This is a genomic window from Rhizobium skierniewicense Ch11 (assembly GCF_023757665.1).
In the GTDB taxonomy this organism is placed as follows: Bacteria; Pseudomonadota; Alphaproteobacteria; order Rhizobiales; family Rhizobiaceae; genus Agrobacterium; species Agrobacterium skierniewicense.
On record NZ_RXPG01000003.1, the window covers coordinates 25,610 to 49,328 of the forward strand.

General features: G+C 58.5%; 16 protein-coding genes. 7 read left to right on the top strand and 9 right to left on the bottom strand.

Annotation, left to right across the window (positions count from 1 at the left end; genetic code table 11):
* Positions 1 to 164: 164 nt before the first annotated feature.
* From EKM04_RS01815 to trxA, 6 genes are all read left to right on the top strand, one after another.
* Positions 165 to 2,600 (top strand): sensor histidine kinase, encoded by a 2,436-nt coding sequence (locus EKM04_RS01815; RefSeq protein WP_234910956.1) that lies wholly within the window; start codon positions 165 to 167, stop codon positions 2,598 to 2,600.
* The gene (tsaE, locus tag EKM04_RS01820; protein ID WP_183896539.1) at positions 2,597 to 4,123 is read left to right on the top strand and encodes a tRNA (adenosine(37)-N6)-threonylcarbamoyltransferase complex ATPase subunit type 1 TsaE; all 1,527 of its coding nucleotides are present in this window, start codon (positions 2,597 to 2,599) and stop codon (positions 4,121 to 4,123) included. Before EKM04_RS01815 ends, tsaE begins: the two co-directional genes overlap by 4 nt.
* The gene (locus EKM04_RS01825) at positions 4,120 to 4,851 is read left to right on the top strand and encodes a nucleotidyltransferase family protein (RefSeq protein WP_183896533.1); all 732 of its coding nucleotides are present in this window, start codon (positions 4,120 to 4,122) and stop codon (positions 4,849 to 4,851) included. The genes tsaE and EKM04_RS01825 overlap by 4 nt, the downstream gene beginning before the upstream one ends.
* Before the next feature lie 9 nt (positions 4,852 to 4,860).
* Positions 4,861 to 8,040, top strand: coding sequence for a double-strand break repair protein AddB (gene addB / locus EKM04_RS01830; RefSeq protein WP_183896531.1), 3,180 nt, complete (start codon positions 4,861 to 4,863; stop codon positions 8,038 to 8,040).
* Entirely contained in the window at positions 8,030 to 11,587 is a 3,558-nt protein-coding gene (gene addA, locus EKM04_RS01835; RefSeq protein ID WP_183896529.1) for a double-strand break repair helicase AddA, read from the top strand. Before addB ends, addA begins: the two co-directional genes overlap by 11 nt.
* Before the next feature lie 75 nt (positions 11,588 to 11,662).
* Positions 11,663 to 11,983, top strand: a complete 321-nt coding sequence (gene trxA / locus EKM04_RS01840) for a thioredoxin (protein WP_174154414.1) — start codon at positions 11,663 to 11,665, stop codon at positions 11,981 to 11,983.
* Positions 11,984 to 12,049: 66 nt separating this feature from the next.
* Here trxA and EKM04_RS01845 read toward each other — a convergent pair whose 3' ends face one another.
* From EKM04_RS01845 to EKM04_RS01880, 8 genes are all read right to left on the bottom strand, one after another.
* Positions 12,050 to 13,393 carry a bifunctional folylpolyglutamate synthase/dihydrofolate synthase gene (locus EKM04_RS01845; RefSeq protein ID WP_183896588.1) on the bottom strand — a complete coding sequence of 448 codons (1,344 nt, stop codon included), beginning with the start codon at positions 13,391 to 13,393 and terminating at the stop codon, positions 12,050 to 12,052.
* A 37-nt stretch (positions 13,394 to 13,430) separates the two neighbouring features.
* On the bottom strand, positions 13,431 to 14,324 hold the full coding sequence (accD, locus tag EKM04_RS01850) for an acetyl-CoA carboxylase, carboxyltransferase subunit beta (RefSeq protein ID WP_183896527.1): 894 nt from the start codon (positions 14,322 to 14,324) through the stop codon (positions 13,431 to 13,433).
* Between the two features lie 37 nt (positions 14,325 to 14,361).
* Positions 14,362 to 15,201, bottom strand: coding sequence for a tryptophan synthase subunit alpha (gene trpA, locus EKM04_RS01855; protein WP_174154412.1), 840 nt, complete (start codon positions 15,199 to 15,201; stop codon positions 14,362 to 14,364).
* 2 nt (positions 15,202 to 15,203) lie between these two features.
* Positions 15,204 to 16,424 carry a tryptophan synthase subunit beta gene (trpB, locus tag EKM04_RS01860; protein WP_183896525.1) on the bottom strand — a complete coding sequence of 407 codons (1,221 nt, stop codon included), beginning with the start codon at positions 16,422 to 16,424 and terminating at the stop codon, positions 15,204 to 15,206.
* Positions 16,425 to 16,426: 2 nt separating this feature from the next.
* A complete protein-coding gene (locus tag EKM04_RS01865; RefSeq protein WP_183896523.1) occupies positions 16,427 to 17,083 on the bottom strand; it encodes a phosphoribosylanthranilate isomerase in 657 nt (218 codons plus the stop codon).
* Positions 17,084 to 17,186: 103 nt separating this feature from the next.
* Positions 17,187 to 17,954: a M48 family metallopeptidase gene (locus EKM04_RS01870; protein WP_183896521.1), complete on the bottom strand. Its 768-nt coding sequence runs from the start codon at positions 17,952 to 17,954 to the stop codon at positions 17,187 to 17,189.
* A 45-nt stretch (positions 17,955 to 17,999) separates the two neighbouring features.
* Positions 18,000 to 19,235: a polyhydroxyalkanoate depolymerase gene (locus EKM04_RS01875; protein ID WP_183896519.1), complete on the bottom strand. Its 1,236-nt coding sequence runs from the start codon at positions 19,233 to 19,235 to the stop codon at positions 18,000 to 18,002.
* Between the two features lie 133 nt (positions 19,236 to 19,368).
* Complete coding sequence (locus EKM04_RS01880; protein WP_183896517.1) at positions 19,369 to 20,211, bottom strand: fumarylacetoacetate hydrolase family protein; 843 nt, start codon at positions 20,209 to 20,211, stop codon at positions 19,369 to 19,371.
* 199 nt (positions 20,212 to 20,410) lie between these two features.
* Between EKM04_RS01880 and EKM04_RS01885 the strand changes: the two genes are divergently transcribed.
* Positions 20,411 to 21,013 carry a nitroreductase family protein gene (locus tag EKM04_RS01885; RefSeq protein ID WP_183896515.1) on the top strand — a complete coding sequence of 201 codons (603 nt, stop codon included), beginning with the start codon at positions 20,411 to 20,413 and terminating at the stop codon, positions 21,011 to 21,013.
* A gap of 116 nt (positions 21,014 to 21,129) precedes the next feature.
* On the opposite strand, the gene gyrB is transcribed toward EKM04_RS01885, so the two are convergent.
* Positions 21,130 to 23,565, bottom strand: a complete 2,436-nt coding sequence (gene gyrB, locus EKM04_RS01890; protein ID WP_183896513.1) for a DNA topoisomerase (ATP-hydrolyzing) subunit B — start codon at positions 23,563 to 23,565, stop codon at positions 21,130 to 21,132.
* Positions 23,566 to 23,719 lie beyond the last annotated feature (154 nt).

The following is a 23,719-nucleotide window of genomic DNA, read 5'->3' on the forward strand; positions in this document are numbered from 1 at the left end:
GAGACAGACCGGGGATGACGGTAGAAAATTCAGTCTCGCAAAAGCGAGCCAATGATGATGTCGCGCCAGACAATGGCGACGCACCTGCGCGAAGACGCTGGCTGACCTCTGTCACAGGGGCAACAGCGCGTATCCGTGCCAAGGCGGTTGCTTTTACGGCGTTGATGTCTGGAACAGCATTGAGCGGTTTTGCGGTCGCGGCACACGCCCAGCAAAACGCCGTTCTGCAAGGCGGCGAACGCTTGTTCTCCTCATCGGAAACCATCACCTATTCGCTGTTTATCGGCATCGTCTCGGCAACTCTGTTTTCCATCGTCTGGCTCGTCCGCCAGCGGGGCAACATCGAGGCTGAAACCAGCGAGTACCGCACGGCGCTTGCGGAAGCCAATTCCAAGATTTCCAAATATGAAGCTTTGATCGCTGACAAATCCCGTCGTATCGTCATCTGGGAAAGCGCTGGCGAACGCCCTGAATTCATCGGGCAACTGCCGCCTGAAACCGGCGTTCCCTTTGCCGATCAGGATTTTCTTGCCTTCGGTCGCTGGCTTCGCCCGACCTCTGCCGGCCCGCTCGAAAAGGCCATCGAGAAACTGCGCAGCCACGCGCAGAGTTTCGATCTCACCATCGAGACGCAGCGCGGCGAAGTCATCGAAGTTCAGGGACGGGTCTCCGGTGGCAAGGCGTTTGCGCGTTTCGTGGCTCTCAACAATCTGCGTGCCGAGCTTGCCGAATTGAAGATCGAGCGCGAAGGCCTGGTATCGTCCATTTCGACATTCCAGGAGCTGCTCGACAGCATCGAGCAACCGGTCTGGCGTCGCAACTCCGATGGTGCCCTGACGTGGGTCAACCACGCCTATGCGCAGAGTGTGGATGCTCGCACGCCTGAACAGGCAGTCACCGAGCAATGCGAATTGCTGAACACGGTCACGCGCCAGAAAATCCGTGCCAGCGCGACCCCAGAATCGCCCTACCACGACCGGATTTCCACCGTGGTTTCCGGCAACAGAACCTTTTTCGATGTGGTCGATCTCAAGACGCCGGGCGGTTCCGCTGGCATGGCCATCGATGCCACCGAAGCCGAGACGGTGCGTGAAGAGCTGAAGCGCACGTTGAAGAGCCACGCCGAGACGCTGGATCATCTGGCAACGCCGGTGGCGATCTTTGACGGTCAGCAGCGCCTGCAATTTTACAATCAGGCCTTCGTCACCCTTTGGGGCCTCGATCTGGTTCTTCTGGAATCCAAGCCCGACAATTCCGAACTGTTCGATCGTCTGCGCTCCGCTGGCAAGCTACCCGAACAGCTGAGCTGGAAAAGCTGGAAGGAAACGGCACTTTCCGTCTACCGCTCGCTCGATACCAAGACAGACCTGTGGCACCTGCCGAACGGACAGACACTGCGCGTGATCGCGACCGCGCATCCGCAGGGCGGCGCGACATGGGTCTTCGAAAACCTGACCGAACAGGTCGATCTGCAGATGCGCTACAACACTCTGGTCAAGGTTCAGGGCGAAACCATCGATCATCTGGCAGAAGGCGTCGCCGTTTTCGGTGCCGATGGACGCATGCGCCTGTCGAACCCTGCCTTCCGCGCATTGTGGGGCATCACGGCCGACGAAGCGGAAGCGGGCAAACACATTCGCTCGATCGAAGAGGTCTGCGCGCAATCCTACGACAAGCCGGATGGCTGGCGCGCGTTTAGCCAGTTCATCACCAGCTTCGATGACGAACGCCTGTCGAAGCAGGGCACGCTGGAGCTGCTATCGGGTCTCGTGCTGGACTATGCGATTATTCCTTTGCCGGATTCGCAGACCATGCTGACCTTTGTCAACATGACCGACAGCGTGCGTGCCGAACGTGCCCTCAAGGAAAAGAACGAAGCCCTGCGCAAGGCCGACGAGTTGAAGAACGACTTCGTTCAGCACGTGTCCTATGAACTGCGCTCGCCCCTGACAAACATCATCGGCTTTACCGATCTCTTGAAAACACCGGGGATCGGTGAGCTCAGCGCGCGACAGGCCGAATATCTCGACCATATCTCGACGTCCTCATCGCTTCTGTTGACGATTGTCAACGACATCCTGGATCTGGCAACGGTCGATGCTGGCATCATGCATTTGAACTACACCGAAAACGATCTCACCGACCTGCTGGACGACGTCTCCACCAAGATTGCCGACCGTTTGCAGGAAAGCAGCGTCTCGCTCGAAATCGTGGCTCCCGCCCATCTCGGCGCCATCGTTGCCGACCACCAGCGTCTCAAGCAGATCCTCATCAAGCTTTTGACCAATGCCGCCAATTTCGCGCCGGAGGGGTCGGCCATCACGCTGACCTGCCAGCGCAGCGAAGGCGATTTCGTCTTTTCCGTTGCCGACCGTGGACCGGGCATCCCCAAGGACATGCTAAAAACCGTGTTCGATCGCTTCTCGACGCGTGGCAATGGCGGTCGCCGCACCGGTGCCGGTCTTGGCCTGTCGATCGTCGAAAGCTTCGTGAGCCTGCACAACGGCAATGTCACCATCGACAGCCGCCCCGGTGAAGGCACGGTCGTTAGCTGCCGCATTCCATCCGGCTCGCATCCGCATTCCATCGCCGCCGAATGAACGAGACGGTTTTGCCTCTTTCCATAGGCCTTGCCGATGAAGCCGAGATGATCCGGCTTGGTCAAGCCCTGGCACTCACCGTCAAACCCGGCGATTGCATTGCCCTGATTGGTGATCTCGGTGCCGGTAAATCCACACTGGCGCGCGCCTTGATCCGCGCGGTTGCGGGCGACCCTTATCACGAGGTTCCCAGCCCCACCTTCACCATCGTGCAAACCTATGGCTTGCGCTTTCCCGTCCACCATCTGGATCTCTACCGCCTTTCCGATGTGTCTGAGATGGATGAACTCGGCATCGATGAGATGCTGTCCGATGGTGTGTGCCTGATCGAATGGCCGGAACTGGCCGCAAGCGAACTGCCTGATGACAGCACCATCACCCTGCGCCTGACCCATCACGGTGACGGACGCATGGCAACCATCGACGCCCCTCAACGGCTGAGAACCAGGCTGGATCGCGTGCTTGCCATTGGCAATTTTCTGAAGCGCAACGGGAGAGAGAACGCCGTCAGGCACTATTTCAGCGGTGACGCCGCCTATCGCACCTACGAGCTGATCAGTGACGATGATAGCCAATACCTGCTGATGGACTGGCAACCACCACCCAGAGGTCCGGTGATCCAGGACGGCAAGACCTATGCCGAGATCGTCCACCTCGCGCGCGACGTGAGCCCCTTCGTCGCCATTGACAGTTTCCTGTCGCAGAACGGGTTTTCCGTCCCCGCCATTCTCGCCCAGAATTTGGACGAAGGCATTCTGCTTCTGGAAGATATTGGACGTGATGGCGTTCTGTACGCCGACGGCAACCCGATTGCCGAGCGTTATCTGGAAAGCGTTGCCTGTCTGGCGGCCCTGCACGAGGCCGCTCTGCCCGCCGATATTGCTCTTCCCGATGGCACGATCTATCAAGTGCCGTCTTTCGACGCTGATGCGATGAAGATCGAAACCTCGCTGCTGCTGGACTGGTATGTTCCGCATATCCGTGGCGAGGACATCAGTGGCTGTGAAAAACAAAGTTTCTTTGCGGTTTGGGACCAGCTGATCGAGAAGCTTGGCGATGCGGAAACCGGTCTTCTCCTGCGGGATTTCCACTCGCCCAACATCATCTGGCAATCGCAAAAAGCCGGCATCAACCAGGTCGGGATCATCGATTTTCAGGACGCGATGATCGGCCCGACAGCCTATGACCTGGCTTCCATCGTTCAGGATGCGCGGGTGACGATACCATCAGACCTGCAAGCGCGGCTGATGGGACACTATCTCGACATCAGGCGTAAAAACCCTGATTTCGATGAGGCAGCCTTCCTGAAGGCATTCGCCATCATGGCCGCACAACGCAATTGCAAGCTCGTGGGCATCTGGGTCCGGTTGATGAAACGCGATGGCAAGCCGCATTACATGAAACACATGCCGCGCACCTTTTCCTACCTGCGCTCAGCACTCGAACATCCTGATCTCGCACCCTTGAATGACTGGTTCAGGAATGCGCGAATCGACATTCACGAACAGCGAAATTTTTCATGACGATCAAACAAGCCATGGTGCTGGCGGCAGGTCTCGGCACGAGAATGCGCCCGATTACCGATACGATCCCCAAGCCTCTCGTCGGTATCGCCGGACGCCCGATGATCGATTACGTCATTGATCTTCTTGTTGCGGCAGGCGTGGAAACCATTGCCATCAATGTCCACCATCATCCGGATCAGATGGTCGCCCATCTTCAATCGCGGGATGACGTCAATATTCTGATTTCGGACGAGCGCGCCGAGCTGATGAATTCGGGTGGTGGACTGGCCAAGGGTTTGAAATTGCTGGAACCCGGCCCCGTCATCGTCATGAATGCCGACCTGTTCTGGATCGGCGAGCCACCCGGGGAACCCACCAACCTGCAAAAGCTGGCGAATGCCTTCGACCCAGAGATCATGGACATGGCGCTGCTTTGCGTCGATATGGACCGGACCACCGGTCACAACGGCAAGAAGGACTTCAACCTTGCCGATGATGGCCATCTGACGCGATACAACGACGGCGAGCCTTACCCGGTGGTGTATGCCGGTGCCATCGCGATGGATTCGCGGCTGCTGAACGACGCACCTGCCGATGCTTTCAATCTCAACATCTATTTCGACCACGCCATCGCCCGGAAACGGCTTTTTGGTCTGTCACTGACCGGACAATGGATTACCGTCGGCACGCCGGATGCTATAGAGGATGCGGAACGAACCATCGCAGCCTTAGCAACCGACAAGTGAGATGACCCATTGGCGCATGCCAAGCGTATTCTAACCATCGCTCCCGGAACGCCGTTTCTCAAAACGCTGGCGGCGGGCCTGTGCGATGGCAGTCTGACATCAAGCTTTCGTTATGATCCCGCCGATCCGCTGTCGCTGGCCAAGGTCACCATCTACGTCCCTACCCGCCGTTCCGCGCGCGTGCTGCGCTCTGAATTCGTGGATCTGCTGGGTGGGAAATCCGCCATTCTGCCGATTATCCGACCGCTTGGCGAAACCGATGACGACAGCGGCTTCTTCGACGTCGAAACGCCTGCCACCATCGATCTCGCACCGCCAATTTCCAGCACCGCACGGCTGGTCGAGCTGGCCCGCCTCATCCTTGCCTGGCGCAACAGCCTCCCGGACGCCATCCGCGCTGTCCATTCGGATTCGCCGCTGGTTGCGCCTGCAAGCCCGGCGGATGCCATCTGGCTTGCGCGCTCGCTCAGCGACGTCATCGACGCCATGGACACGGAAGATCGGGACTGGGATGCGCTCTCCAACCTCGACACCACCGATCATGCCCAATGGTGGCAGCTGACCGCCGATTTCCTGAAGATTGCCAGCGTCTTCTGGCCCGCACGGCTGGAGGAACTCAACAAGTCTTCGGCCGGTCGGCACCGGAATGCGATTTTACGGGCAGAAGCGGAGCGACTCACAAAGATCGGTTCGGACGACCCTATCATCGTTGCCGGCTCCACCGGCTCTATTCCGGCCGCCGCAGACCTGATTGCAGCGGTCGCATCCCTGCCGCAGGGTACTGTCGTTCTGCCCGGTCTGGATGTCGAGATGCCGGAGGACCAGTGGCAGACCATCAACGAAAGCCCCGACGATCCGTCCAGCCGCACGCATTCGCAATATGGCCTGTTCGTTCTTCTCAAAAAGCTTGGCGTGTTGCGCAATGATGTCGTGGAGATCGGAGCGCTGGATACCGACCTGCAAAATCGCGCCGCGATCTTTTCCACAGCCCTTGCACCCGCCAAGGCCACCAGCGAATGGAACGAGTGGCGCTCGGAAAAAAACGATGCCTTTTTCGATGATGCCTTCGCATCGGCTTCCATCATCGAGGCAGCCAATGAGCGCGAGGAGGCAACCTCGATCGCCATTGCCCTTCGCCTGGCGCTGGAAAAACCCGGCATAGGCGGTGGTCAATCGCAAGCGGCACTGATTACGCCGGACCGTGGTCTCGCGCGCCGCGTCGCGACCGAGCTTGCCCGCTTCGGTATCGAGGCCGACGATTCCGCCGGTACGCCGCTCTCTGCCACGCCGCAGGCGGGCCTTGCGATGCTGGCACTCGAGACCATTTTACGTCCTGGTGATCCGGTTGCGGTCATGTCCCTGCTGAAACATCCTTTGACCCGCTTCGGTCTTGGCGAGGTGGCGGTGGGTGAGGCCGTCGTCGGTCTCGAGCTTCTGGCGCTTCGCGGCGGGCGAATGGAAACCACGCTCGACACGCTCGAAACCCTGCTGCAACAGCAACTCTCCCTCCACATCGATGACCGGCACCCGCCGCAATGGCGCAAGTCGCTGGCCGAGGGTGCCGACCTTGCCGCCGCCGATCTCGCAGGCCGCATCAGGACAGCCATTGATCCGCTGGATGCTGCTTTCGTGCGCAAAGACCCTGTCAGTGGCCGGCTAACGGCCCGTCTGACGCTGGCCGACTGGGCCGAGCGAACGGGCCGGGTGATCGAAGCGATCTGCATCGATGAGAAGGGCGATCTGGCAACTCTCTGGTCCCATGAGGCGGGGGAGAAACTGTCCGGTCTTCTGGCCGAGCTGATGGACTGCGGCAGCGTGCTGGAAGCCGACGGGCCGCAATGGATCGACATCATGACGGCGTTGATTGCCGGTGAATCGATCAAGCCACGCGCCATGCGCCATCCACGCGTCTTTATCTTCGGTGCACTGGAAGCCCGTCTTCAAAGCGTTGATACCGTCATCATTGGCGGCCTGAACGAAGGCATATGGCCGGGCCAGACGGCCAACAATCCCTTCCTCTCGCGCAACATGAAAACCGCTATCGGTCTAGAGCCGCCGGAGCGCCGCATCGGTCAGCTGGCACATGATTTCGAGATGGCGAATGGCACACGGCAGATTTTCTACAGCCGTGCTTTGCGGCAAGGCTCCACGCCTGCCGTGGCTTCCCGCTGGCTGCAACGGCTTCTGGCGCTGGGCGGCGAAGAGTTTGCCGAGACGTTGAAGGCCCGCGGCACCGTCTACCGCCATTGGGCGACCATGCTGGATGAGGGCGAGAGCCAGCCATCCGCCAAGCGCCCCTCCCCGACACCGCCGGCGGACCTGCAGCCGACATCCTATTCCTTCAGCGAAGTCGGCAGGCTTCGGCGCGATCCCTATGCGATCTATGCGCGGCGCATTCTTAAACTGGATCCGCTGGATGAGTTCAACCGTGACCCAGGTGCCGCCGACCGTGGAACCCTCTATCACCGCATCATGGAAATCTACTCCCGCGAGGAACATGTCGCCGGCACGCCTGCTGCCGAAGAGGCAATGTTTCGTGTGCTGCATGCCTGTTTCGATGCCGAAAACCTGCCGCCGCATATCGATGTGGTCTGGCGTCCGCGCTTCGAGGCTGTGGCGCGCGCGTTTCTGGCTTGGGAAAAGGACCGTCGCGGGCTCATCAAACGCAGCTACATCGAGGCACGCGCCGGGCAGGAAATCGCAGAAGCAGGCATCCGCCTGACCGGCGTTGCCGACCGCATTGATATCAAGACCTCCGGCAAGGCAGATATTATCGATTACAAGACCGGCCTGTCGCCATCCGTCAAACAGGCACGTTCCCTGCTCGACCCTCAATTGGCGCTGGAGGCCGCTGCCCTGATGCGCGGTGCCTTCCGGGATGTCGGTTCGCCGACTCCGGAGGATCTGATCTATGTGCGCCTTCGGCCAAGCGAGCGCTTTGGTACCGATACGATCAACAACGAACACGCCAAGGCAACGGCCAAAATCACTCCGAAGTCAGCCGTGGAACTGGCAAGCGATTCGATTGACCAGCTGGCGAAATTCGTGATCTCGCTACGCGAAGGCAAGAACGGCTTCGTTTCGCGGCTGATCCCTGAAGAACAGCAGGCCTATGGCGGCGAGTATGATCACCTTGCCCGCGTCTCAGAATGGTCGACGGCGGAACCGGGAGATGGCGATGCTGAATGAAACAATCGATCATGGTCCCGGCAAGGACGATCCGAAAAGCTGGATCGACTGGACCAGCGTGCAACAGACGCGCGCCTCTGACCCGACCAGCTCCGCATGGGTGTCGGCCAATGCCGGTTCCGGTAAGACCCATGTTCTGACGCAGCGGGTCATTCGCCTACTTCTGGCCGGTTGCCGCCCGTCCGCCATTTTGTGTTTGACCTATACCAAGGCAGCGGCATCGGAAATGTCCAGCCGCGTCTTCGACCGTCTCGCCGATTGGGCCACGCTGTCCAATGCGGAGTTGAGCAACCGCATCACCGCCATCGAAGGTCGCGTGCCTGATCTCATCAAGCTGAAAGAGGCGCGGCGGTTGTTTGCAAAGGCGCTGGAAACACCGGGTGGCCTGAAAATCCAGACCATTCATGCCTTCTGCGAAGCGCTGCTGCACCAGTTTCCACTGGAAGCCAATGTCGCCGGGCATTTCTCAGTGCTGGATGACCGTGCAGCCAGCACGCTTCTGGCAGAAGCACGGCGCACCCTTCTGACCGCCGTGTCCATGGAAGAGGATCAGCCGCTCGCGCAGGCGCTGGCCTATGTGCTCGATATCGCCGACGAAACCGGGCTGGAAGCGCTGCTCGGCGCCATCGTTTCCAACCGCAATGCGATCAGCGGTTTTCTCGAGCAGGCACGCAAAAACGGCGGTATCGATGCCACACTTCGGGGACTCGCAGGCATCGGCGCTGAGGAAACGGAAGAAACGGCAGCCGCCGCCTACTGGCCTCTTCCAGCTCTTTCCGGCCTGTCGATGGACACCTATCTTACTTTGGCGGACGAAATAGGCGGGTCGCGGGTGATCGACGTGGCCTACGCGCTGCGTGAAGCTGCCCGCGCAACCGATGTGTTCAAACGCGTAGAGTTCGTCGAGGCAGCGCTTCTGACCTCGCAAGGCGCACCGAAATCCGACGCTTACGTCATCAACAAGGCTATGCAGAAATCAGCGCCTGATCTGCTGGACGATCTGATAGCGGCGCGTGCCCATGTGGTGGCCTGCCGGGATCGCTACCGCACCATCCGCATGCTGGAGGCGACGAGACATGCGCTGACGCTGGCGGAACGGCTGATCGGTGATTTCGAGGATTTGAAGAAGCAGCGCAGCCAGCTGGATTTCGAGGATCTCATCGAACGTGCCGCCACCCTGCTCAACCGCGACACGGCGGGTGCCTGGGTTCATTACAAGCTGGATCAGGGTATCGATCACATTCTGGTCGATGAGGCGCAGGATACCAGCCCGGTGCAATGGTCGATCATCCAGTCGCTGGCTGCCGATTTCTTCCATGGTGAGACGGCGCGCATGGGCCAGCGTACGGTGTTTGCTGTTGGTGACGAGAAACAGTCTATCTATTCGTTTCAGGGCGCGCGGCCCGAGCGCTTTTCACAGGAAAGCCGCGAAACGCAGCGGCGCGTCACGGCGGTAGAACAAATATTCCATTCCGTGCGCCTGCCCCTTTCATTTCGTTCTACGGACGATGTTCTCGCCGCCGTCGATCAGGTCTTTTCCCTGCCTGAACATGCCGAAGGTCTGAGCGCCGAGAAAGAACCCGTCGAGCACCGTTCCAACCGGCAGGGACAGGCCGGCACGGTCGAGCTCTGGGACATGATTGCAGCCGAGCCGGTGGAAAACGAGGAAGACTGGACCGCCCCCTTCGATGCGCTGCGCGAAAGTGCGCCGCCTGCCATCGTTGCGCGCCGCATCGCTGCCCGCATTGCCGAGATGATCGGCAAGGAGACCGTGGTCGAAAAAGGCGTGGAGCGCACTATCGAGGCCGGTGATATCCTCGTTCTCGTCAGAAAACGCCATGCCTTCGTCAATGCACTGACACGCGAGTTGAAGCAGCGAAAGAATATTCCCGTCGCAGGAGCTGACCGTCTGCGCCTGACCGACCATATTGCCATTCAGGATCTTTTGGCACTGGGCCGTTTCGTGCTGTTGCCGGAAGACGACCTTTCCCTGTCGGCACTGCTGAAGAGCCCGCTCTTCAACCATTCCGAAGACGACATCTTTGAGGTCGCCGCCAGGCGCCCGCCGGATACAAGTGTCTGGCAAAATCTGAAGGCGATCTCGGTTCTGGAAGAGGGCCGTCATTTCGCAGCCTCCGTGGCGCTGCTGTCGCGTTTTCTCATCCTGTCGAAAACGCAGACGATCCATGACTTCTTCGCCGCCGTTCTGACCTTGCATGAAGGCCGCGCCAAGTTTCTCGGGCGTCTCGGCAACGAAGCCAGCGACGTCCTCGACGAATTTCTGTCGTTTGCACTCGACCATGAAAAGACCGGCCTTCCCGGCCTGCAATCCTTTATTTCCGTGATGGAAACCGACGCGCCTGAAATCAAGCGTGAGCAGGACAAGGAGCGCGGCGAAGTCCGCATCATGACCGTGCACGCGTCCAAGGGTCTGGAAGCACCCGTCGTCTTTCTGGTGGATGGCGGTTCAAAGGCGTTCATTCACAGCCACCTGCCAAAATTGCGCTTTATCGAGACCGACAAGGAACCGTTACCCATCTGGCTGCCCGGCAAGGGCTTCGACAATGCGCTGGTGTCCAAAGACGAGGACCGCCTCAAGCTTTCAGCCGAGCAGGAATATCGTCGCCTTCTTTATGTGGCGATGACACGCGCCGCCGATCATCTGATCGTCTGCGGTTATCGTGGCCCTCGCGAAAACCCCGACTGCTGGCATGCGATGATTGCGCGCTCGCTGGCAGCAGACGAAAACCGCTGCAAACGGCAGGCATTTTCCGCAAGCGGCGAAGAATGGGACGGCCTTTTGTGGCACTCGACCCCGCGAGATGCCAAAGCCGTTACCAAGACCGAGCCTCCGCCCGCTCCAGTGCGGGAGGTGCTACCACCATCGCTGATGCAACCCCTGCCGCCGCCACCCGTCCTGCCGCGCCCGCTGAGCCCGTCGGGTGCCGGAACCATCATCGATGACGGTTCGGAAGATTTGCTCGTCACATCTCCCCTGTTTGCCAAACAGGACGTGTCATCCGGTCTCGCCCTGCAACGGGGACGCCTCGTGCACCGCATGCTTCAAACCTTGCCGGAATATCCGAGCGACCAGCGCGAAGAAGCAGCACGCCGTTATGCGGAACGCGCCGCTCGCTTCTGGCCCGACAACGAGCGTGAGAAGCTCATTCGCTCGACTCTGGCGGTCCTGTCGGAACCCGCACTCCAGTCCGCCTTCTCTGCCAATAGTCGTGCGGAGATCTCGATCATGGGAACCCTACGCCTTAGGGATAAGGACTTTGCCGTGTCTGGCCGTATCGACAGGCTGGCCGTAGAAGACGACAGGGTTATTCTGGTTGATTACAAGACCAACCGGGTGCCGCCCGTCAAGGACGTCGACATACCTCTCGCGCATAGGGCGCAGCTTGCGATCTACAAAAGCATTCTAGAGCCGCTTTACCCAGATAAGACCTTCACCTGCGCGCTGGTCTACACCGAAAACGCCTCGTTTATGACCCTGAGCGACAATGCGCTATCAGCTGCCCTTGCTGCAATCGAGACAAAGTGAGATACCGGACATTGAAAATGCCTGCCATCAGCATCACATTCTAATCACCAAGAGACACCGAAAGGAGAGCCTTCCATGGCTACCGTGAAAGTCGATACGTCCAATTTCCAGGCTGAAGTTCTTGATTCTGCCGAACCCGTTGTCGTTGATTTCTGGGCTGAATGGTGCGGTCCGTGCAAGATGATTGCGCCGAGCCTCGAGGAAATCGCCACCGAGCTTGCAGGCAAGGTCAAGGTCGTCAAGCTCAACATCGATGAGAACCCGGAACTGGCAGCACAGTTCGGCGTCCGCTCGATCCCGACACTGGCCATGTTCAAGGGTGGCGAAGTCGCCGACATCAAGGTTGGTGCAGCACCGAAGACCGCGCTGTCCGCCTGGATTTCCAGCGCCGCCTGATCTGATACGGATATCAAAAAGCCCCGGAGCGATCCGGGGCTTTCTCTTTTGATACGTTACGTCTATTTACTTTGGCACCGTGCCGTTCAAAGCCAGTGCATTGCCCGCCAGATACAGCGAACCCCCGATCAATATGCGTGGCGCAGGTTTTCCGGGCAAAAGCCGCTTCGACAATTCTTCCAACGCTTCTTCGATCGATGACGTTGGTGCTGCCACCAGCCCGGCGTCGAAGACAGCATGGGCCAGCACCACCGGGTCAATCGCGGCATCCGTGCCATGGATCGGCACCGTAAACACGTATTGGGCGATATCGGCGAAGGCCTTGAAATAGCCGACCTGATCCTTGGTGTTGATCATGCCAGCGATGAGAAACAGCGGGCGGGCCTGCTTCTCCTCAAAACCGGCCATGGCCTCGGCAATGACTTCACCGGCACCTGGGTTATGACCACCGTCGATCCATATTTCAGAGCCAGCAGGGGCAAGATCGACGATGTGCCCGGCCTTGATGCGTTGCAGGCGCCCCGGCCACTCAACCGAAGCCATCGCCGTTTCGATCATCTTGTCCGATACCTCGAAACCCGCCGCCTTGACGGCGCGGATGGCGGCTGCGGCATTTGAAAGCTGGTGACGGCCGGGAAGACGCGGCAGTGACGCATCCACCAGGCTGAATTCATCCTGATAGACCATGCGCCCAAACTCCTCATGGGCGGAATAATCCTGCCCATAGACCGCGGTTGGACATTTCAGCCGTTCCGCCGTCTGGACGAGCACATCGAGCGCTGCATCATATTCCTGATGGCCGATGACGACGGGAGATCCCGTTTTCATGATCCCGGCTTTTTCAGCTGCGATCAGTTCGACGCTGTCACCGAGATAGGCCTGATGATCCAGCGAGATCGGCATGACCACCGTAACGGCAGGGCTGGCGATCACATTGGTCGCATCGAAACGGCCGCCCAGTCCGACTTCGATGATGGCGGCATCGGCAGGATGTTCGGCAAAAAGGACAAAAGTCACAGCCGTCAGGATTTCAAAGACGGTGATCATCTGGCCGTCATTGGCCCTGGCAACACGCTCCAGCGCGTCTGCTAGAACCGCGTCCTCAACGTAACGCCCTTTCTCACCACGACGACCGAGACGATAACGCTCGTACCAATTGACCAGATGCGGAGAGGTGTGGACGTGAACCGCAAGGCCTGCAGCTTCGAGAAGCGAGCGGCTGAAGGCAGTCACGGAGCCCTTGCCATTGGTGCCGGCAACATGGATCACCGGCGGCAATCTCTTGTGAGGATTGCCGAGCTTTTCCAGGAGAATGGTGATCCTGTCGAGCGACAGATCGAAGCCCTTTGGATGTAACCCCAAAAGCCTCTCGATGATGCGCTCTGCCTCGCTCCGGGCGGGCGTCGTCATATCCGTCATCGGCTCCTCCGGAGCCCAGCGACTGGCGTCAGGCCGAAGCTGCCAGAGGCAGGACTTCGCTCGACGTATCGGCTGGCGCCTTCGTCATGATCTTCAACAGGCTGGCGAGCGTATCGACAATTTCGCGCCGATCCACGACCATATCGACCATGCCGTGATCCAGCAGATATTCCGACGTCTGGAAGCCTTCAGGCAGTTTTTCACGGATAGTCTGTTCGATCACGCGCTTGCCGGCAAAGCAGATTTCAGCGCCGGGCTCGGCAATGTGGACGTCGCCCAGCATTGCGTAAGATGCAGTCACGCCACCCGTTGTCGGGTTGGTGAGCACGACGATGTAAGGCATGCCCGCTTCCTTGAGCATGTTGACCACGACCGTGGTGCGCGGCAGCTGCATCAACGACAGAATGCCTTCCTGCATGCGCGCGCCACCAGAGGCCGGGAACATGACCACAGGGCACCGCTCGGAAATCGCCCGCTCAAACGCCTTGACGATGGCTTCACCGGCAGCAATGCCAAGCGAACCACCCATGAACTGGAACTCGTGCACGATGGCAACGATCTTCAGGCCCTTGAGCTTGCCGACGCCAGCCAGAATCGTGTCTTCCTGTTCGGTCTTCACACGGCTGTCGCGCAGGCGGTCTGCATATTTCTTGGAATCGCGAAACTTCAACGGATCCTGCGCGACCTTGGGCTGCGGCAACGCTTCGAAAACACCGCCGTCGAACAGGTCTTCAAGCCGGGCTTTGGCCGGCATCTTCATGTGAAAACCGGAAGCGGGAATAACCCATTTGTTTTCTTCCAGATCCTTGTGAAAGACCATCTCGCCCGTTTCGGGGCATTTGATCCAAAGGTTTTCCGGCGTCTCGCGGCGGCCAAGCATGGAGTTGATCCGAGGCCGTACGTAGTTGGTGATCCAATTCACGTCTAATACTCCTGACTATCTGCGCTGGACCGTAGGGTTATTCGGCAGCGGCAAGGCGCGATGCACGCACGCCCGTTGAAAGTCCCTTTACCAGCGTTGTGACAGAAGGAACAGTATCATTTGTCGCCCGGCCGTCCTTGGTCAGGCTTCCGGCAATCTGATTGACGATGGCGGAACCCACCACGACGCCATCGGCCACGGCACCGATTGCGCGGGCGTGGTCAGCCGTCTTCACGCCGAAACCGACGCAGACCGGGAGACCGGTGTGCGACTTGATGCGACCGACCGCACCCGAAATCGTCGAGGGATCTGGCAGGGCCGAACCGGTAATACCATTCATCGAGACGTAATAGACGAAGCCGGAGGTGTTTTTGAGAACCGCAGGCAGACGTTTATCGTCGGTCGTGGGCGTCGCGAGACGAATGAAATTGATGCCCCGGGCAAGCGCGGGAACGCAGAGTTCGTCATCCATCTCCGGCGGTAGATCGACAACGATCAAACCGTCGATCCCGGCTTCGATCGCATCGTCGAGAAACTTTTCGACCCCATAGATATAAATAGGGTTGTAGTAGCCCATCAGGACGATCGGGGTGTCGTCGTCGCCCCTGCGGAATTCGCGGGAAAGAGACAGCGTCGTCTTCAACGTCTGTCCGCCCTTTAAGGCACGCTGGGCGGCCATCTGGATCGCCGGCCCATCAGCCATGGGATCGGAAAACGGCATGCCGAGCTCGATCACGTCGGCGCCGGCTTCCGGCAGCGATTTCATGATGCCGAGCGAGGTGTCGAAATCCGGGTCGCCACCCATGAAATAGGTGATCAAGGCCGGGCGGTTTTCAGCGCGCAGATCAGCAAAGCGTTTGTCCATACGTGCAGTCATGATTACGCACCCATTTCCAGAAGTTTCGCTACGGTAAAGATGTCCTTGTCGCCACGACCACACAGGTTCATGACGATGATCTGATCCTTGTCCATCTTGGGTGCGCGCTTGACGACTTCAGCCAGCGCATGTGCAGGCTCAAGCGCTGGAATGATGCCTTCGGTGCGTGTCAGCAGCTGGAATGCATCCAGCGCCTCCGTGTCCTTGATCGGAACATATTCGACGCGGCCTGTATCTCTCAGCCAGGAATGCTCTGGGCCGATGCCGGGATAATCGAGACCAGCGGAGATCGAATGACCTTCCTTGATCTGACCGTCGCCGTCCTGCAAGAGATAGGTACGATTGCCATGCAGCACGCCCGGCGAACCTGCCGTCAGAGATGCGCAATGCTCTTCCCCTTCGAGACCTTTGCCGCCCGCTTCGACGCCGACGATCTTGACGCTGGCATCATCCAGGAACGGATGGAACAGGCCGATGGCATTCGAGCCGCCGCCCACAGCCGCGATCAGCATGTCCGGAAGGCGGCCTTCCGCTGCCATCATCTGTTCACGCACCTCATGGCCGATGACCGACTGGAAGTCACGAACCATTTCCGGGTATGGATGCGGGCCGGCTGCGGTGCCGATCATGTAATAGGTGTCGTCGACATTGGTGACCCAATCGCGCAACGCTTCGTTCATGGCATCTTTCAACGTTCCATGACCAGCGGTCACCGGAATGATCTCCGCGCCCAGCAGCTTCATGCGAAAAACGTTCGGCGCCTGACGCTCCACATCGGTCGCGCCCATGTACACGACGCAGGGAATCCCGAAACGGGCGGCAACGGTTGCCGACGCAACGCCATGCTGGCCTGCGCCGGTTTCGGCGATGATACGGGTCTTGCCCATGCGCTTGGCAAGCAGGATCTGTCCGAGGCAATTGTTGATCTTGTGCGAGCCGGTGTGGTTCAGCTCATCACGCTTGAAATAGATTTTTGCGCCACCCAAATCCTGCGTCAAACGCTCCGCGAAATAGAGCGGGCTTGGACGGCCGGTGTAATGGGTGTTGAGATGGGAAAGCTCCGCCTGGAACTCCGGGTCTGTCTTCGCCTTGTTCCACTCTGCCTGAAGATCGAGGATCAGCGGCATCAGCGTTTCGGCAACGAAGCGGCCTCCGTAAATACCGAAGCGACCGTCCTCATCGGGACCAGCGCGGAAAGAGTTGGGTTTCACCGTTTCGTTCACTCTCAAACTCCCTGCGACCTTGCCGATCGTACCGCATCGAAAAACGCGTCGATCATGGCCAAATCCTTGACACCCGGTGCGCTCTCCACACCGGACGATGTATCTATTCCCGAAGCCCCGGTTTGATCCAAGGCCTCGGCAACATTGTCTTTGTTCAATCCCCCGGAAAGCATGTAATCCACGCCCGCGTCAAGAGTGCGCAGCAAGGTCCAGTCAAAGGACACGCCGTTGCCGCCAGGAAGATCGGAACCCGCAGGCGGTTTGGCATCGAACAGAAACTTGTCGGCTATGCCTATATAGGGATCAATCCGGGCAAGATCATCGGCATCGCGGATGGAAAAAGCCTTGATGATGGGCAAGCCGTAGACAGCCTTGACGTTCAGCACCCGCTCCGGGCTTTCATGGCCATGCAGCTGCAGCATATCTGGCTTCAAGAGATCGATGATCTCGTCCAGCTCGTCATTGTCGGCGTCCACCGTGACAGCGACAATCTTGACGCTACCGCGAACAGCGTCCGCCAGCTGACCGGCAATATCGGGCTCGATATTGCGCGGGCTTTTTTCAAAGAAGATGAAGCCGATATGGCTCGCACCGCATCGCACGGCGCGCTCGATAGCATCGGCCGACTTCAATCCGCAAATCTTGATATCCGGTTTCATGGCTTGGGAGGTGCCATGAAATAACGGTGGAGTCGAGGCAAATCGAAGAGAAGTCTGATAGAGGTAAATGTTTCACGTGAATCCAAACCGATTTCGAAACGCGCTACTCGAAATCGATGGCGTGCAGCTGCGAACCGTTGCGCTTCAGCCAAGCTTTCGAGACTTCGGTTGTGGGGCAGAGTTTTTCGCACAAAGCCCAGAATTTCGGGCCGTGGTTCATTTCCCGCAAATGGGCAACCTCGTGAGCAGCGAGATAGTCGATGACGCTGTCCGGCGCCATGACGATCCGCCAGGAGAAGCTCAGATTGCCTTCATGCGAGCACGAGCCCCAGCGGCTGCGAGTGTCCTTCATGGAAATCGAGCGAGCCGGTCTGCCGACGGCTCTGGCGTGGAGCGCGACCAGCCTCTCCAGATCTGCCCGAGCCTCTTTCTTCAAAAATGTTGCGACGCGACGGCCGAGATGTTCCGGCAGGCCGCTGACCTTCAGCACCGGCTCGCCCTCGGCAGGTTTGACGATATGCGTGACGCCACGCAATGTGCCGGTATGTTCGATGCGATGTGGCACACCGCGAATGGAAATAATACCACCGTTCTGTACGCGTCCATCGTCGGAGAACTTCGAAAGCCGGGTTTTCAGCCAGCCATTGTGACGGTTCAGAAAGTCATCCACGTCGCGGTGGTGAAGGCCGTAAGGGATCGTCATCTTTAGCGCCTTGCCGCCCGGCTCTATACGAAGGGTGATGCGGGTGGCGCGCTGATTTTCCTTGATCGTGATGGGCACGCTGCGACCACCAACCTCCACCATGCGTGGAGATGGCGCAGCCTTGGCTGACACGGTGGATTTCGGAGACTTACGGAGAAGCGAAAACATCGCCTTTCATAGCGATTCGCGCATGAAAAAGCCATCCGCTCCGCGTTAAGCCGCCGGGTCGTGTCTACGGATGAAATCGAGCATGCGCGGCGCGATATCGCGACGGAAGCGTGAACCGTTGAAGACGCCGTAATGACCCACATCCGGCTGCATGTAATGCGCCCGCCTGTCATCGGGAATGTTGACGCAGAGATCATGGGCTGCCTTTGTCTGGCCGACACCGGAAATATCGTCGTTTTCGCCCTCAACGGTGAACAGTGCCGTGCGTCGGACAGAGGATGGCTCGACCCGCCTGCCCCGATGCAACATGGTGCCCTTGGGCAAAGCGTGTTCGATGAACACGGTTTCGACCGTCTGAAGATAAAATTCGGCGGTCAGATCCATCACCGCCAGATATTCATCGTAAAACTCACGATGCTTTTCCGTGGAATCGCCGTCGTTCTTCACAAGGTTCATGTAGAAATCCCTGTGTGCCGTCATGTGTTTGTCGAGGTTCATCGACATGAAACCGGTCAGTTGCAGGAAGCCCGGATAGACCGCGCGGCCAAAACCGGGTTGTGGCCAGGGCACCTGCATCACGACATTATTCCTGAACCACTCGATCGGCTTGCCCTTGGCCATCTCGTTGACCGCCGTCGGGTTGATCCGCGTGTCAATCGGCCCCCCCATCAGCGTCATGGAAGCTGGGGAGTGGTTATCGTCGTTTGCTTCCATTAGCGATACCGCGGCCAGCACCGGGACGGAGGGCTGACAGACAGCAACAATATGCACGCCCGGCCCAAGATGGTGAAGCATGTCGATCAGATAGTCTATGTAATCATCAAGATCGAAGTGGCCATCATCAGGGGCTACGGTGCGCGCGTCGATCCAGTCTGTAATATAGAGATCTGCAGATGGCAGCAGTGCCTCGACCGTTCCGCGCAGCAGCGTTGCATAGTGACCGGACATGGGTGCGACCAGCAGCACTTTGGGATCTGGAGCGTGACCAACAGGCAGCTCGCGTTTGAAATGCAGCAAATTGCAGAATGGCTGCGCCCAGACGATCTCTTCGCTGACGCCGATGGACTGCCCCCCTATCACAGTGTTCTGCAGCTCGAACTGCGGCTTGCCATAACGACGCGTCAACCGCTCGAACACTTCAAAGCCTGCGTCAAGGCTTCGTCCAAAAGCTGTATTGGAAAAAGGGTTCATGGGATTGTTGCAGGCCTGTCGCATCATATCGGCGCTGGCCCGCAGCGGCATCATGGCCGCGTGGTTCATTTCATAAAACTGGTAGAACATGGATGAACGCCTCCCGTCGTTTACCGTCGTCTTTCTGTCATCATAGCATCTTTTCGCACATGCACAAAACGCCTAAAGCGCCAGCAGTTTCCCACCAGCGCTTACAGAGGTCGTATTCTAGGATAAAGACCGCTCAGATATCGGCCACGAATATCTGCTTCTGCGTACCGAGACCTTCGATGCCGAGCTCGACGACATCGCCTGCTTTGAGAAAACGCTGCGGCTTCATGCCTAGGCCTACGCCGGGCGGTGTGCCGGTGGAGATGATGTCGCCCGGATGCAGCGACATGAACTGGCTGAGATAGGAGACGACATGAGCCACGCCATAGACCATGGTTTTACTAGAGCCGTTCTGCATCGTCTCGCCATTGACCTTCAGCCACATTCCGAGGTTTTGCGGGTCAGCCACTTCATCCTTGGTTACGAGCCAGGGCCCCACCGGACCGAAGGTGTCGCAGGACTTGCCCTTGGTCCACTGCCCCTGGCGCTCCGACTGGAAGGCGCGTTCCGACACATCATGCGAGACGCAATAGCCGGCAACGTAGTCCAGCGCGTCTGCCTCGGAGACATATTTAGCGGTCTTGCCAATGACGACTCCGAGTTCCACTTCCCAGTCGGTTTTTTCCGAGCCGCGCGGGATAACGACATTATCGTTTGGACCGACGATGGCAGATGTGGCCTTCATGAAGATCACCGGCTCTGATGGCACTTTCGCGCCTGTTTCGGCGGCGTGGTCTGAGAAGTTGAGACCGATGCAGATGAATTTGCCGGTGCCGGAAACGCAGGCGCCGATCCGCTCATCGCCGAGGAGCGGAAGCGTAGACAGATCGATGGCTGCGATCTGTTTGAGCCCCTCAGGAGAGATAGCGTCACCGGCAATGTCCGTCACATGCGCAGATAGATCCCGCACCTTTCCGTCAGCATCGAGGATGGCTGGCTTTTCCTGACCGGGTTGGCCGACGCGCAACAATTTCATGGTATCTCTCCTGTTGTCTGACAAGTTCTTGCATATATGAACGAAGTATTTATTCGTGTCACCCCCCTTCGTCCGCGTCTAAAAGCATCGCTTTTCGGATTGTGGGACGCATTTTCCGCGTCAGGGGTGTATGACGGTTCTCAAGCGCCTGACGTCAGCGCTCGTCCACCATAACGTCAAACATTGTCGAGGAGATGATATGACTTACAGCAATTCACGCCAGTCCGAGTATCCGGTCGATCCCATATTTCTAGATCGCTGGTCGCCACGCGCGTTCGACGGAAAGGGAATGCCGAGAGAACATCTGCTGACGATCCTCGATGCCGCGCATTGGGCGCCATCCTCGTCCAACCAGCAGCCCTGGCGTTTCGTCTTTGCTCATAACGGCACGGAAAACTTCGAGACCTTCGTCAGCCTGCTAATGGAAGGCAATCAGCGCTGGGCGAAAAATGCAGCGGTTCTGCTGTTCGTTCTATCCCGCGACCATACAATTTCTCGCGATGGAGAAAAGAAGCCCGCAACGACCCATTCCTTCGATGCCGGCGCGGCCTGGCTGTCGCTTGCCATGCAGTCGCACATGCTCGGCTACCACGCCCACGCCATGGCCGGGATCTTCAAAGACAAGATTGTCGAGACTCTTAGCATTCCTGAAGGCTTCGTCGTGGAGGCCGCAGTCGCCATCGGCACGATGGCCGATAAGGAGACGCTTCCGCCGGAGCTTGCTGAACGGGAAATCCCCAGCGCCAGAATGCCGCTTTCCGAAGTAGCCTTCGAGGGCAGGTTTACCGGCAGCGCCGAATAGGCCTTGCGCCTTATTCTTAAGATCTCCAGCAAAAAGGCCCGACGGAGAATTTCCATCGGGCCTTTTGTTAAGATTGGGTTTCACGTGAATCGTCCGAAACGACGATCCACCATGAATTAGATATCGAGGTTGGCGACGTTCAGCGCATTTTCCTGAATGAAATCGCGGCGGGGCTCGACCTCGTCTCCCATCAGGCGGGCAAACAGGCTGTCAGCATCTGTCGCGTCGGGGATTTTCACCTGAAGGAGCGAACGGACGTTCGCATCCAACGTCGTTTCCCAAAGCTGCTCGGCATTCATTTCGCCAAGGCCCTTGTAACGCTGCATCGACAGACCCTTTCGGCCTGCTGCAAAGATCGCATCGAGAAGCGCACGCGGGCCGGAGATCGTCATTGTGCCGTCCTTGCGTTGCAGAACGGGCGGCGTCTTGTAGATGTCACCCATGCGGGTGGCCAATTGATCGATGTGTCGCGCATCGGCGGAACCCATCAGGCCGATATCCAGCGTCGAGACTTCCTTGACACCGCGTACCATGCGCCAGAAGCGCAGGCCACCATCATCAAGCACTTCACCGGTCCAGCCGCGCTCCGTCTCTTCGGCAATCATGTCGAGACGACGCGCCACCTCGGCAACCGTTGCCTCCGCCTTGCTGGCATCTGCCGACAATTCGGGGTTCAGCGCGCCGGCGATGGCAGCCTGCTCGACAATTGAGCGGCTATAGCGTGAATGGAGATTGTCGATCAGCGAGCGCATGCGCACCGCGTCCAGAATGACCTCGCGCAAATCCTGACCGACGCGGACTTCACCCGAGCCGACTGTCAGAGACGCTTCCTCGATGCCCATCGTAATCAGATATTCTTCCAGCGCCTTCTCGTCCTTCAGATACTGAACGGACTTGCCGCGCGTGACCTTATAGAGTGGTGGCTGGGCGATGTAGAGATGGCCACGCTCGATCAGCTCCGGCATCTGGCGGAAGAAGAACGTCAGCAACAGGGTCCGAATATGGGCACCATCCACGTCGGCGTCGGTCATGATGATGATCTTGTGATAGCGCAGCTTGTCGGCGTTGAACTCGTCCTTGCCGATGGATGTGCCGAGCGCGGTAATCAACGTGCCGATTTCCTGGCTCGACAGCATCTTGTCGAAACGGGCGCGCTCCACGTTCAGAATTTTGCCGCGTAGAGGCAAGATAGCCTGCGTTTCGCGCGACCGGCCCTGCTTTGCGGAACCACCGGCGGAATCGCCCTCCACGAGGAAGACTTCGGACTTGGCCGGGTCACGCTCAGAGCAGTCGGCCAGCTTGCCGGGTAAGGATGCGATATCGAGCGCGCCCTTGCGGCGGGTCAGTTCACGGGCCTTGCGGGCGGCTTCGCGCGCAATCGCGGCTTCCACGACTTTGCCGACGAGGATTTTGGCTTCGGTTGGGTGTTCTTCGAACCAGGTGCTCAAGGCTTCGTTGACGAGGTTTTCGACAACGGGACGCACTTCCGAGGACACCAGCTTGTCCTTTGTCTGTGACGAGAACTTCGGATCGGGAACCTTCACCGAGAGAACGGCCGTCAGACCTTCGCGGCAATCTTCACCCTGAAGGGAAACTTTTTCACGCTTCGTGATGCCGGAGCTATCGGCATAGGACGTGACCTGGCGCGTCAAAGCGCCACGGAAACCGGCCATATGCGTGCCGCCATCGCGCTGGGGAATGTTGTTTGTAAAGCACAGCATGTTTTCGTGGTAGGTGTCGTTCCACCACATTGCAACTTCAACGGTGATGCCGTCTTTTTCGCCGATGATATAGACCGGCTTGTCGACCAGCGGCTTCTTGGCTCTGTCCAGATACCGCACGAAGGCTGCAAGACCGCCATCATAGAGCATCTCTTCCTGCTTGATGTCGGAATGGCGCTTGTCAGTCAAAAGAATGCGCACACCCGAATTCAGGAAGGCCAATTCGCGCAGCCGGTGTTCCAGCGTCGCGTAGGTGTATTCGGTCATCGTAAAGGTTTCGGTGCTGGCGAGGAAGGTGACTTCCGTACCGGAGCGCCCCTCATATTCGCCGACGATCTTCAGAGGGCCATCGGCTACGCCGTGCGTGAAGGAAATCTCATGGATTTTTCCGTTGCGGCGAATGCGCAGCTTCAGCCAGACCGAGAGCGCGTTCACCACGGAAACGCCGACGCCGTGCAGACCACCTGACACCTTGTACGAGTTCTGGTCGAACTTTCCGCCCGCGTGCAGCTGCGTCATGATGACTTCAGCCGCCGAGACGCCCTCGCCTGTATGGATATCGGTTGGAATGCCACGGCCGTTATCTGTCACGGAAACCGAACCATCGGCGTTCAGCGTGACCGTCACGAGATCGGCATGCCCGGCCAAAGCCTCATCAATGGCGTTATCAACGACTTCATAGACCATATGGTGTAGACCGGAACCGTCGTCGGTATCGCCGATATACATGCCGGGACGTTTGCGCACCGCATCAAGTCCTTTCAGGACCTTGATCGAGTCGGCTCCATAGGCTGCACTGGCGGCGTTTTCGCTCGACATGGTTTCAGTCATAAGCACTCTTTCCAAATGTATCTGTCGCAGCGCTGCCTCAAACAGAAATAGCGCGGCAGCGAATCACTTTAAATCTGACGTGTGACTATAGAAATTCCGCCCCGATATCCAAAGTCCACAAGCATCAAACCCGCTAGAAAGCAGGGGATAGCGT